Source organism: Porphyromonas crevioricanis (genome assembly GCF_900167225.1).
In the GTDB taxonomy this organism is placed as follows: Bacteria; Bacteroidota; Bacteroidia; order Bacteroidales; family Porphyromonadaceae; genus Porphyromonas; species Porphyromonas crevioricanis.
On the sequence record NZ_FUXH01000008.1, the window covers coordinates 49,756 to 62,922 of the forward strand.

Annotated in this window: 11 protein-coding genes and 1 tRNA gene; all 12 read right to left on the minus strand. The window is 44.0% G+C overall.

The window, feature by feature from the left end:
• Nucleotides 1–61 precede the first annotated feature (61 nt).
• On the minus strand, nt 62–1,399 hold the full coding sequence (gdhA, locus tag B5D48_RS05625) for an NADP-specific glutamate dehydrogenase (protein WP_023935776.1): 1,338 nt from the start codon (nt 1,397–1,399) through the stop codon (nt 62–64).
• A 425-nt stretch (nt 1,400–1,824) separates the two neighbouring features.
• The gene (locus tag B5D48_RS05630) at nt 1,825–3,489 is read right to left on the minus strand and encodes a T9SS type A sorting domain-containing protein (protein ID WP_023935774.1); all 1,665 of its coding nucleotides are present in this window, start codon (nt 3,487–3,489) and stop codon (nt 1,825–1,827) included.
• A gap of 211 nt (nt 3,490–3,700) precedes the next feature.
• Nucleotides 3,701–4,252 carry a pyruvoyl-dependent arginine decarboxylase gene (locus B5D48_RS05635; protein WP_023935772.1) on the minus strand — a complete coding sequence of 184 codons (552 nt, stop codon included), beginning with the start codon at nt 4,250–4,252 and terminating at the stop codon, nt 3,701–3,703.
• Nucleotides 4,253–4,440: 188 nt separating this feature from the next.
• On the minus strand, nt 4,441–5,856 hold the full coding sequence (locus B5D48_RS05640) for a DUF389 domain-containing protein (protein ID WP_023935770.1): 1,416 nt from the start codon (nt 5,854–5,856) through the stop codon (nt 4,441–4,443).
• 69 nt (nt 5,857–5,925) lie between these two features.
• On the minus strand, nt 5,926–6,771 hold the full coding sequence (locus B5D48_RS05645) for a phosphatidate cytidylyltransferase (protein WP_023935768.1): 846 nt from the start codon (nt 6,769–6,771) through the stop codon (nt 5,926–5,928).
• An 18-nt stretch (nt 6,772–6,789) separates the two neighbouring features.
• Entirely contained in the window at nt 6,790–8,793 is a 2,004-nt protein-coding gene (ftsH, locus tag B5D48_RS05650) for an ATP-dependent zinc metalloprotease FtsH (protein ID WP_042120078.1), read from the minus strand.
• 256 nt (nt 8,794–9,049) lie between these two features.
• Nucleotides 9,050–9,121: transfer RNA gene (locus B5D48_RS05655), tRNA-Met, on the minus strand.
• Between the two features lie 230 nt (nt 9,122–9,351).
• Nucleotides 9,352–10,026, minus strand: coding sequence for a GNA1162 family protein (locus B5D48_RS05660; protein ID WP_023935763.1), 675 nt, complete (start codon nt 10,024–10,026; stop codon nt 9,352–9,354).
• Between the two features lies 1 nt (nt 10,027).
• Entirely contained in the window at nt 10,028–10,468 is a 441-nt protein-coding gene (locus tag B5D48_RS05665; RefSeq protein WP_036888526.1) for a DUF4810 domain-containing protein, read from the minus strand.
• On the minus strand, nt 10,465–10,803 hold the full coding sequence (locus B5D48_RS05670; protein ID WP_023935759.1) for a hypothetical protein: 339 nt from the start codon (nt 10,801–10,803) through the stop codon (nt 10,465–10,467). Before B5D48_RS05670 ends, B5D48_RS05665 begins: the two co-directional genes overlap by 4 nt.
• A 9-nt stretch (nt 10,804–10,812) precedes the next feature.
• Nucleotides 10,813–11,703, minus strand: coding sequence for a CsgG/HfaB family protein (locus tag B5D48_RS05675; protein ID WP_023935757.1), 891 nt, complete (start codon nt 11,701–11,703; stop codon nt 10,813–10,815).
• A 114-nt stretch (nt 11,704–11,817) separates the two neighbouring features.
• Entirely contained in the window at nt 11,818–13,164 is a 1,347-nt protein-coding gene (nhaA, locus tag B5D48_RS05680; protein WP_023935755.1) for a Na+/H+ antiporter NhaA, read from the minus strand.
• Nucleotides 13,165–13,167 lie beyond the last annotated feature (3 nt).

Consider the following 13,167-nt stretch of genomic DNA (forward strand, 5'->3'; position numbering starts at 1 on the left):
ACAAGCAACTGCGAGCCCCCCTTTTCCATTATTTATGATCTGAATATTTTCGATCCGATCATCAACATACGCCCTGAGCTACCATAGCCTTGGCAACCTTCATGAAGCCGGCAATGTTGGCACCCTTTACGTAGTCGATATAGTCGCCTTGCTTACCATAAGTAACACACTGCTCATGTATATCGTTCATGATCTGGTGCAACCACTTGTCTACTTCTTCGTTGCTCCAAGAGAGGTGCATAGCATTCTGTGTCATTTCAAGACCAGAGCAAGATACACCACCAGCGTTTACAGCCTTACCTGGAGCAAAGAGCATCTTCTGTGCTACATAGTATTCACTTGCTTCAGCTGTACAACCCATGTTAGAAGTTTCGGCAACCAGCGTTACACCATTCTTGTGCAGCATCTTGGCATCTTCGAGATTCATCTCGTTTTGAGTAGCACAAGGCATGGCGATATCTACTTTCTGCTCCCAAGGCTTCTTACCTGCGAAGAATTTAGCGTTGGGGAACTTCTTCACATAGTCAGATACAACATCATTACCGCTAGAACGAAGTTCAAGCATGCAGGCGAACTTCTCAGGAGTGTTGATACCTTCCTCATCATATACGTATCCATCAGGACCAGAAATGGTTACAACCTTGGCACCCAATTCGGTAGCCTTCATAGCTACACCCCAAGCCACATTACCGAAGCCGGAGATTGCTACAGTCTTACCCTTGAGATCGATGTTGTGAGCCTTGCACATATTGTGTACGAAGTATACGGCACCAAAACCTGTAGACTCAGGACGGAGACGAGAGCCTCCAAATTCAAAGCCCTTACCGGTCATCGTACCTGTACATTCGCGTGCGAGCTTCTTGTACATACCATACATATAAGCCACCTCACGACCACCTACACCTATATCACCTGCAGGAATATCCGTGTCAGGACCAATATTTTGCCACAACTCGGTCATGAAGCTTTGGCAGAAACGCATGATTTCGGCTTCACTACGTCCTTTAGGAGCGAAGTCTGAACCACCCTTTCCTCCACCCATAGGAAGTGTTGTAAGAGCATTTTTGAATGTCTGCTCAAATCCGAGGAATTTCAAGATAGAGAGGTTTACAGATGGATGGAATCGAATCCCCCCCTTGTACGGCCCAATAGCATTATTGAACTGTACACGGTAACCGATATTAACATGCACCTTACCTGCATCATCTACCCAAGGCACACGGAAAGTGAAGATACGATCGGGCTCTACAATACGCTCGATGATACCATTCTTTTCAAATTCAGGGTGCTGATTGTAAACTTCCTCAACTGAAAGAAGTACTTCACGAACTGCCTGAAGGAACTCGCTTTCGCCCGGGTGCTTGGCTTCAAGCTGGGCCATGATTTCACTAGTCTTCATAATAGAAACACTGTTTTAGGTTTGGAATAATCACTTCGGCAAAGGTAGAGCTTTGCGTTGCAATAAACAACGGTTTGAAGGAATAAAAGCTTCCGAATGAGACTGTTCAACAAACTAATGGTTCCCTGTATTCCTTCTCTAAAAAGAATTTTGCATAAGCCTCGAAATAACCATTAAAACTTACCATTTCATTGACTCTACAGGATACGGAAAATGCAAGAAATTGAAAACGAGAATAAAAAGTATACTTTTCGTTATGCCAAGCTCGAATATCAAAAACAACTAAGCAAGTGTCCGTGCTATGCAGCAGTCTCTTCAAGTTTCTCAGAAACGAGCATCCCACAACTTGATAGGAGGCTGTGGGATGCTCGCATATACACTTTCCCTTCAATACGCAGGACAGCGACTAAAAAGCGTACCTACACTTACTTCAATGTAACACGGAAAACCGTCTCTCCTGCAGACAATAGATAGACTCCACGAGGCAAACTAGAAACATCAAGAGTCATCTTGCCCACCACAGAACTCTCGGCGGAAAGAAGCCTTTCCCCGACAAGAGAATATACATGCACCATGGTGCCAACCGGTAAGCCCTCTATATTCAGGAAAGCTCGTGCAGGATTAGGATACAGCTTCACAGATCCCGACTTCATATCACTTGCAACAGACAGGGGGTAACGACCTGGGAATTCCACGACATCATTCCCCTTTTGGTCATATACAATCCAACCACGCCCGTAAGGTATCTTGATATCCTCTGGAGTACAAACATTCTTATCTCTCGGTTGAGCCTTGGTATTAATCACATACAATTCTCCTTTTTGGGGAGCAGAAGATAAATCGGGCAAATTATTAAGCATATCAACCATTTCCTCTCCTACAAGCTGATTTGAATAACAGCTTATCCTTGTGAGAGATGAATTGGGTGAGATCTTCAAGCTCGTGAGTTTATTTACACTACAATCCAAAGAAGACATTGTAGGACAAGCGGTAATATCAACACTCTTCAAGTCATTCCTATTGCAACTCAATCTTAATAAGTCTCCCTTTATCACCAGCTCTTTAGAAGTAATTACATAGGTACTATTCCAAGATGTAGCACTCTTCACCCAAGCCCCCTCAACATCAAAATCGCCTTCTACTGTTTTGATGTTGAGATTGATTACACGACCAACTTCGACAGACTCATCGAAGATCAACCGAGTTACACCATTCCCTATCGGAGCACGCCCGGGGTAAAAACCCCTCTCTCTATTTAGGACATCCCACTTGCGATTTTTTGCAATTTCCACATCTTCCACGAGGCATACATTATTATCTCCATATTGGTTTACCACTACCAATTCTCCTCGATTTTTATTATCCCGTTCGGGCAAACTATTAACGAGAGTCCTCATTCTATCCCCTTGGATAAAGTTAGTGTGCAAGGATAGTTTCTTCAAGGCTTTATTATTACTAACATCCAAGCCTTTAAGGGCATTCTCTTGAAGGCGTGCTTCTTCCAAAGATCTACAGTCCTCAAGATTTATCTCTGCTAGACTATTTTCACTGCATATCAACGATACAAGGCTTTGGCATTTAGCAAAATTTGTTTCTGATATCGTATTGTTGCTAGCATCCAACTCCTTTAGGGAAGTACAGCCAGAAACATTCAATGCTTCCAAGCGATTATTGTAGCATTTCAAACTTTCCAACTTCTCACAATTCGAAGCATCCAACTTCGTCAACTTGTTGTTGTTACATACCAAATTGACAATCGAAGTATGATTTGAGATGAAAAGAGCAGAAAGCTCTCCAAATCGACACTGGAAATCAGTTACATTCCCCTCAATCTGAATCTTGGAATTATCAACTCTATAAACGATCTCCTTACCATTTTGGAATTTCTCAGGATCTTTTACTCCCTTGATGGTTACGCTACCCTCAGCAGAGATCTTCAATTTGATTTCTACCCCTATCTCTTTTTTTGTTTCTATTGTAATGACATTTTTGTCAGACTGAGCAGCAACCTGCCATGGCAACAACCCAGACAATAAGATGACCAAAGCAACAAATAACCCTCCAGAGAAAAATCTTGTAATCTTTTTCATAACTAAAACTTTATGTTTTCTACACCTAAAAAAACTTACATCTTTAGTCCTCCCTATATATGAGCAAGAATATTTCACAAAAGGACCCCGAAAGCGCGAGGTAAATGTAGAAAAAAAATCCGTCTTTCATCTCTATCCTTCTAAAAAAAGAACACCCTCTACGAAACATTGCATAAAGGGTGTCCTGTTTTTAGTAAAAAATCAAAAAGAATCAATGCTCCGGATTGACTTGTATCTCTGGTGTAATAAAGTCCACAAAACAGAGAGCTGCCAAGGCTGTCCCATAGCGTTTCTCTATAGTGATCCCTTCCGTGATAAAATTCAGCTCACCAAGGTAATACTGAGAATATGTCTTTCGGTGCAGATCGTTGATAACACGTATCAGACGGCTTTCCAACTCTTCAATACGGTAACGACCACTTACCTCACAAACCAAACCTCCGACTTTCTCATCGAAGTTTTCGTCTTTGTACATCCAAGCATACACCACACCGGCAGAAACGAACTCATCTTGGAAACCATGAGAGACAGACATGATAGTCTTCATTTCAGATCCGAAGGGAGGTAAATCGATCTCATCCATCGTTGCCAAATGGGCAGTAGCGGGTAAGACAGAGGAGTAAGTCATGATATTAAAATCCGAAATACCGGCATCGTAGAGAGCCATATGGTATGAGCCGGCATGAAGCTCCAAATCGGATTCGCCACTTCCTTTGGTAACGAAGAACTTGTTGGGTATTACATTCGCATAGAATTTGTTCATCTCAATCAGCTGAATACTTAAACGTTACTAAAAATATCACTTATGCCGGCTACTATGGAGCAAGACTTCAAAAGCAAACTCCCCCGAGTACAGCCTTGCAAAGGTAGCAAAGTTTCCATTTGCCATAAACACGATAGAAACTCACACTTGAGAAAGGAGATGCACCTCTCCTCCTATACCGTGCAGTGTCACGGAGTAGCATTCATTACGACCATTCTCAACTTCTTGGCATCGGTGCGGGTGTGGAGCCAGGATTCCAGTTTCTGACGATCTTTCTCACTCAGTTTGTTGCCGGCTTCAACGATCACTGTAAGAGTGGAATCCTGACCACTGATGTATGCCGCCGAGGGAACAAGCAAAGTAGAATTGACCGAAGGGAAAAGCTGCGAAGCCTCTTTACTCACCTGTCTTTCTATTTGAGCATATTTGGAGTAAGACGATAGTACGGCTGTCAGAGAGTCTATCTGCAAACGCTGACGTGTAATTATTCGCTCGCTGTTATCATACATATCTCTGAGCAATACCTCTCGCAACTCTTTCATATCTGCCTCCTGCTCAAAGCCCTGTTTAACAATCAGAGAGACATCATTCAAACCATAATTCGGCATCTTGGCAGACAAATCCTCAATCTCCACATCAGACAAACTGGCTCCGAAAAGAATTACCTCCAAACGATGTCTGCCTTTCTCTTCTTTGTGCAACTGACTACCTATCACTTGTGTTTGTGGATCATTGAATTGCTCCTTCACAAAGCGTATGGCGGCGTCTTCCATATAGCTTTCACGGATCATCCCATAGCTCAGGTATATACTGGGCAAAATAGTTCCGACAGCAAAAACGGTCACTAATCGGCGCACTTTTCTCTCTTTCTCTTTGTCCACAAACACCTTACGAGGCAAGTGCAAAAGACGGGCGAAAAGGAAAGTGGCAGCTGCAATAAAAACAGAATTGATGATGTAGAGATAAAAAGCTCCGAAAAAGAACTGCATCTGCCAAGTTGCCAAGCCATAGCCGGCTGTACAAAGAGGAGGCATAAGAGCTGTAGCAATAGCCACACCCGGGATGACATTCCCTTTGCTCTTGTTACTACCGGCAATCATACCGGCGGCACCACCGACAAAAGCTATCAATACATCGTAGATGCTCGGCTGAATACGGGCCAATAATTCGGATTGAGCCTGATTAAGAGGAGAGATGAGGAAATAGATCGTAGCCGTTAGGATACTGAAAACCGTTGTCAAGGCTAAATTGCGCAAAGAGCGTTTGATTAGGGCAAAATCGGAGATTCCCAACCCCAAACCAAAACCGATGATAGGCCCCATGAGAGGGGAAATCAACATCGCTCCTATTATTACGGCCGTAGAATTGACATTCAACCCTAACGATGCGATGAAAATAGCGCAAACAAGAATCCACAATTTAGATCCTCGAAAATCGACATCGGCCTTTATATTCTCGATAATCCACTGATCATCCTCCCGTCCCTCCTTCAGGTTGATGATATGGAGAAATCGTTCCTTTAACTCACACAGTATAGAGAAGGTACCTCTCTCCTGTTCTTCCGGTTGATTATTGGAGGTATCAGTTGTTGAATGTTCTTCCATGATCCGAGCTGCTATTTATATTGTTGGACTTCACAAGAACACCTGCTGTCCCGTGGTGGCGATAATGATCTACGGGATAAATACGGTGTAGACAAAAAAAGCTGCAGGCAAAGCAAAAAGAGCACTATCTATACGATCAAGCATCCCTCCATGCCCCGGGATCAAGTTTCCAGAGTCTTTGACACCAGCCAAACGCTTTAGGTTGGATTCAAACAAATCTCCCCAAGTCGAAGTCGCAGAAACAATCAGTCCGAGCAATGGCCACATCAAAAAATTCGACCCACCACCTCCTTCTATCAAGAAGCGGCCTATTAAAGTCGCTGCTATCATGCTTGCCAATACACCGCCTAAAAAACCTTCCCAAGTCTTTTTGGGAGAGACTGAGGGGAAAAGTTTCCTGCGACCAAAAGACAAGCCGGAAAGGAATGCGAAAGTATCATTGACCCAGATCAACACAAAGACAGTGAGCAACAACCCGACTCTCATATCCTGAAAAGAGGTGGTATGAGGTCCAAAGGCAATCAAATTGGCACAAAGCAAAGGCAACACAACATAAGCCTGCCCCATAAAAGTCAAGGATGTATCTCGTACCATCTGTTCTCTATCCGAATAGATATTGCGGATCAAAGTGTACAACAGATAGAAAAGGTAGGGGAAAAAGACCTCTATCCCCATCGTGTCCGTGCAGTATAGCAGATGCCCCATAAAAAGGTAAGCCCCAGCCAGACAATCTAATATGGTACGCAGCCAGCGTTTACGATTCAGATTTACCAATAAGGCAAACTCTCTCAAAGACAATAGGGCAATCAGGGAAAAGACTGCAACATAGAAACCCGGCAATTTGAAAAAAATGGGACAAACAAGCAGTGCCACATATACCAGGCCTGAGATGGAGCGAATAATCAAGGTCTTCATCGTGCTATAAAGTCTTTATTACGATTCTTTGTCGGGCAAATGAGGATCAGACTCCTCTACCGGAGAGGGTTCGTCCTTGACAGTTACCTCCGACGAGGAAGAAAGCAACTCATCTGTACGGGACTTCCATGGACGTTTTCCGAAGATCTTTTCTACGTCTTCTGTGTAGATGACTTCTCGCTCAAGCAGAAGGTCGGAAAGTCGGGCATGTCCCTCCTTATTTTCCTGCAAAATCCTCTTCGCCCGGTCATACTGATCATTTATAATCCGCTGCACCTCCTCATCTATAAGCATAGCGGTAGACTCGCTGTAGGGTTTGGTAAAATTGTAGCCATCACCCTGCATGGCATAGTAATTCAGATTGGGCAACTTGGAGCTCATCCCATATATAGTCACCATGGCATAGGCCAACTGTGTCACTCGCTCAAGATCATTGGCAGCTCCGGTGGAAATACGTCCCAAGAAAAGTTCCTCTGCAGCTCGGCCTCCCAAGGTTGCACACATCTGATCCAACAAAGCCTCTGTAATGGTGATTTGTCGCTCTTCGGGGAGATACCATGCAGCCCCCAAAGCCTTACCTCGGGGAACAATCGTCACTTTCACCAGAGGATTCGCATACTCAAGCATCCAGCTAATTGTAGCATGACCACTCTCATGGATAGCAATACTTTTCTTCTCCTCTGCCGTGGTGATCCTGTTTTTCTTCTCCAGCCCTCCAACGATACGGTCTACTGCATTCATAAAGTCCTGCCAACCGACAAAAGCCTTACCCTCACGAGCTGCAATAAGAGCAGCTTCGTTACAAACATTGGCAATATCGGCTCCGCTAAAGCCAGGTGTTTGTCGAGCCAAAAGGTCGACATTCACGGTAGCATCGGTCTTGATAGGCTTTAAGTGAACAAGGAAGATCTCTTTTCGATCATTCAGATCAGGCAAATCCACATAGATCTGACGGTCAAAGCGCCCGGCTCTGAGCAGAGCTTTGTCCAAAATATCGGCCCTGTTCGTCGCAGCCAAGATGATCACCCCCGAGTTGGTGCCAAATCCGTCCATCTCGGTAAGCAACTGATTAAGCGTATTTTCTCGCTCATCGTTTCCTCCGAAATTACCATTCTTACCACGAGCTCGCCCCACCGCATCTATCTCATCTATAAAGATGATACAAGGGGCTTTCTCCTTGGCCTGCTTAAAAAGATCTCTTACACGAGAGGCTCCTACACCGACAAACATCTCTACAAAGTCCGATCCGGACATAGAGAAGAATGGAACATGCGCCTCTCCTGCCACTGCCTTGGCCAGCAAGGTCTTGCCCGTACCCGGAGGGCCTACCAGCAAAGCTCCTTTGGGTATCTTCCCCCCCAACTCGGTGTATTTGCTCGGATTTTTCAAGAAATGCACAATTTCCTCAACCTCCTGCTTAGCTTCTTTGAGACCGGCAACATCGGCAAAAGATACATTCACACCCGTCTTATCGTAGAGCTGGGCCTTTGACTTACCCACACTGAACACACCTCCACCACCGGCTCCTCCACCGGAATTCATGCGACGCATCATCCAGATCCAAAAGAGAATCAACAAGAGGAATGGGCCAAAATTGAGTAAGATAGACCACAGGCTAAAACCTTTCTCTACATAGGAGATCTCCGCTTCCAAGTGGTTCTCATCGCAAAAATCGGAGAATTTATCTACCGAAGGAATAATCGTACGTACTACATATTCTCGATTCTGATTACTCACAGTTCGAGCCGGGAAATCTCCAGGTTGGAAAACACTATCCACCATTTGAGGGCGTACAACTGCCTCCGCAGAGTTGGTTGTTCTATCCACAGATACTTTGCTGAATGCTTGCCGCTTGGCAATGGCTTGAAATTCATTCCAACTCAACTCTTTGCTGTACCTATTCATCTCTCCGGATATAGCCCAGAAAGCAATCAAGGCAGCAAATATGCCCACGTATATCCAGATTGGATTGAACCCCCTGCCTCCTTTTGGAGGAGATGGTTTGTTTTGTTTTTTTATCATCAGACTCGATTGCGAATTACACTTCTTTTCCTGTAGCAACAAACAGCCGAAGTCAAAAGTTGCCCAAAAGCCGTGAGCCTTGCTACAATATCCTCACAAACCCACTCCGCACTGCCTCGCAAAGATAGCCCAAACAAACCATTAGGAGGTAGTTAGCAATCTCTCTTTATGCAATAGTCTCAAAGGGAAAGCTCTCAGCTATTAGATAAAAAGACCACCATAAAGATCCTAAAATCTTATGGTGGTCCTTATTTAGTTGCGGAGGCAAGACTCGAACTTACGACCTTTGGGTTATGAGCCCAACGAGCTACCACTGCTCCACTCCGCGATCAAATGCGCTGCAAAGGTAGCAATTATATTGATACTACCAAACTTTTGTCATCAAGTCTCACATACAAGGAGCTTTTTCAAGCTAACAAGCATCTTTCAGAGGGTAGATATTTCGGAACACTTGCCCTTCCCATACTCTTATTATTTCACCCAAACAAGGTGTCAAAGGGATCTATTACAGGATCTGCAAGATAAGAGAACAAGGCATAATGGAATTGCACAAGAGTTCTATTTGACCCTTTTCTTGACATCTTTATCCTCGACTACTACATCCTTATCTTTCAGATACAAGGGGCTATATTTCCCATGAGGCACATCCTTGAAGATATAGTAGTTTGCCTTTCTTGCAGCTACAATATGGTCGGTTGTTGCAGTAACAATGACGGATGCTACAAGATCTACAAAAGCACTGAATGTACTACCTGTTCCAGAATTTTGCTGAAGATCAAGATAAAGATCACAACTACGGTCAAATAGTATTTCGTTCGTAATTGTAGACTTAATGATGTATCGAATCTTTGTTTCAATTCCCAATCCTCGCTTAGTCCAATCATCAATTTGAGAGAAAACCACTGCGTCAGCACCAAAATAGTCCCTAAACATTGTCAGTGGCTTATCTATGAAAAGTTCTGCATCATAAGCACTCTCTGACTTAAGAACATCCATTGCAAGAAGGGGTGAAATCACATAGTATCCGGCTTCCACAAGAGGACGACTTATGGATGTATACAGCAAATCTTTGGCCTCAACATTGGAGCTATTATTAATGGGAGGCATGACAAGAATAGTTGCAGGCATATTCTCATACAAGGAGGCATATTGCGACTCGCGTGTCATCTGCTTTCCTAATCCACAGGAACTCACAAACACTGCAAGAATAATGATGGAGATTAATCTTTTCATGTTATCTCACAAGTTTTTTGATCAATGGTCCAATGAATTTTGCAGATTCCGGATACAGCTCTATCTCCTTCTGTAGCATCTCTCTACCCCTTTCCTGAAACAGAGCATCATAATCATCGGTCTTAAAGAGGCGTTTCTGAGATGCCGTAGCATTGTTGAGAAATATAGAAGCTGTTTCCTGTTGAAGAAGAAGATACCCGTATTCAGCGCAAATACCGGGAGGAGGAACTTGCCTAACACCTCCGGGCTTTTTCACCATATTCTCATACACAGTGATAAGATTACAGATACTCTTTGGAGTCTGTTTGTCATACGACTGGTAGGCCAAGTGTTCATAGACAGTCGTTCCTCCTTGCACTCCACCCCAATAATACAGGGAGTTTGTAACACCACAAGAGGAAAGGAGTACTACTGCCAGCAAAGAGATAAACAATTGTTTCACAACTCAATCACTTTGTGTTCTTGTGTGGAAATGAAAACTCTCTTGTGATAAACTTTGGAACCTTTTGCGACAACAATGACATCATGTTGACCGGGAGTCAAGAAGATTGTATTTCGGGCAGTCTTCTTGATGTTTCGGTCCTTGTGCCAGGCCTTGCCCTTGACAGTACTAACATTGAATGTTTTATTATCAACTGTAACGGTTATAGGTGTTTTACGAGCACTGACAAATGAGAGCATTCCCTCATCTGCCTTGCCCGAAGAAATGGAATACGAACCTACTCCACAGCCTGTAAACAACAGAGCTACAATAGTTGCGACAATAAATTTCTTCATATACGATCCTTATTTGTCTGAGATATAATACTTACCAAGATTCTCAACATCTATAGCTCCCCCTTTATAAGAACAGAAAGAAATTTCCGTCTCTGGAGTTTCGCCATACGAAGAGAGCACAGAAACAACACCAACTTTTTGTCCAGGGAGTTCAACGGAGAGTCCGTTTTGAGGATTCTTAACCACTCGGCCTCTCTTATAAACATTAAAGACATCTCCGGCAGACAATCCTTGTGATATACCACCCGAAATGATATAAGAACCTTCATCAACAGAGAGGATATATGACCTCCACGGCTTATCCATGCACTTATTGATAATGTTTTCGACCAATTGACTGAGAGCTCCAGAAATTGCTTTATCACTAAGCGTAGCATCAAAGCCGGCAGTGCCACCAATACCAAGGGTCTGCTTAGTGGTGGTCTCTGCAAATCCTTTGGCCTCATCAGAATAAACAATCAGGCCTGTTGCAACTTCTACAAGACGAACGCTTACTCCCGCTTCCACTGTTTGAGTCTTGGTTGAGGAGAAAATCTTCTGTTGTCCTTCTACCTTTCTACCATACTCCGTTATCGAACCAAGAATAATGTAATCGGCACCAATCTTGTTCATCCCCTCTCCAGCCTCTGCCACGAGGACATCAAGATCATCTCTTTCCAAAAGGACAAATTTCCCACTGGCTGCGAGTTTGGATGATAAAATATCCAAGGCCTGTTTTCGCATGGGATCATTGTCCTTGTCGTAGAAAAGCCCTTTGGAATACTGTGTCTCGTTAGAGAATCTACCTATTGCGACCTTCCTTTTGATAGTTTTCTCTTGCGCCAACGCAGAAAATGGAACTGCCAGCATGATTGCCACGGCAGAGATAAGGGAGAGCTTAGTGAATACCCTTTCAATCATATTCTTAACTATAAAAATTTAACCTTCAATACAAAAACACCAATGTACTTCTCCTGATCGGAGGTTCTCGAAAACCTCGTCCATTGAAAATCCTACTAAAAACAAATTCCAACCCTATATTATCCCGGCTTTATGCTCCTTAGATAAGACATAGCGTAGCCAGAAGTATCCACAAATCCCCGACAAAATCGAACCAGAGAAGATACCCATTTTAGCCTCGTTGAACAACTCCGGATGGACATCGCCAAACGACAGAGAAGCCAAGAAAAGAGCCACAGTAAAGCCGATACCTCCAAGCATGGAAAGAGCAAGCAGGTTGTGATAAGTCATTCCCTTAGGCATACATCCGAGACCGGATTTGATGAAAAGGGCTGTGAAAGAGAATATCCCCAAAGTCTTGCCGACAAACAAACCCAGTACGATAGCCAAGGGTACTCCAAACATTCCCTCTGCAGTTACGCCTCCGAGTACCACCCCTGCATTGACGAAAGCAAACAGTGGCAGAACAAAGAAGTTCACGAAGGGAGAAAAGTCCGACTCCATTTCCTGTACCGGAGAGATAGCCTTGGCAGCCTTCTTTTTCATCGAAGAAATGATACTGATCTGGTCACGACTCAGCATAGTAACATCTCTATTGGTGCGTTCTCCATCAGGCATCAGGTTGAATAGGACTCGCATCTCTGAGCGAAGGTTGTGCATATTGACTTTTGAGTGTGCCGGGATTGTGAAAGCCAGCAAGACGCCGGCAATAGTAGCATGCACGCCACTACCGACAAAGAGAGTCCAAACGACGATTCCACAGAGATAATAGAAAGCCTTGTGTGTCACTCCCATTTTTCCCAATACAAACATCAATACAAGTATAGCCAAAGCTACTCCCAACAGCAGGAAGGAAATATGCCCCGAATAGAAGATAGCGATCACGATGATACCCCCTATGTCATCCACCACGGCCAAGGCCGTCAAGAATGCTTTGAGACTGGTAGGCACTCGTGCTCCCAAAGCAGCCAAAGCAGCCAAAGCAAAGGCAATATCCGTAGCCATAGGAATAGCGGCTCCATGTATCTCATCGCCTGTATGACAAACGGAGAGGTAAAAAAGTACCGGAAAAATCATACCACCGAAGGCCCCTACAATGGGAAGGACGGCTTTGCGAAAACTACTCAGCTCCCCGACTAACATCTCTTGCTTTATCTCCAAGCCGACAACAAAGAAGAAGATTGCCATCAGGGCATCATTTACAAACTCCAACAAGCTCATGGTCTCGCCATTATGCGAAAAAACGCTGTAGTTGCCTATTTGCAACAATACGGGATAGTTGAGCAACTCATAATAAAACCGACTCCATGGGCTATTAGCCACAATCACTGCCAATACAGCAGCGACAAAGAGCATCAATGTAGCATTGGGCTTTCTTTTCGTAATCCGTGACAACGGATTGATGAGCTTTCTTTTCATCATAAG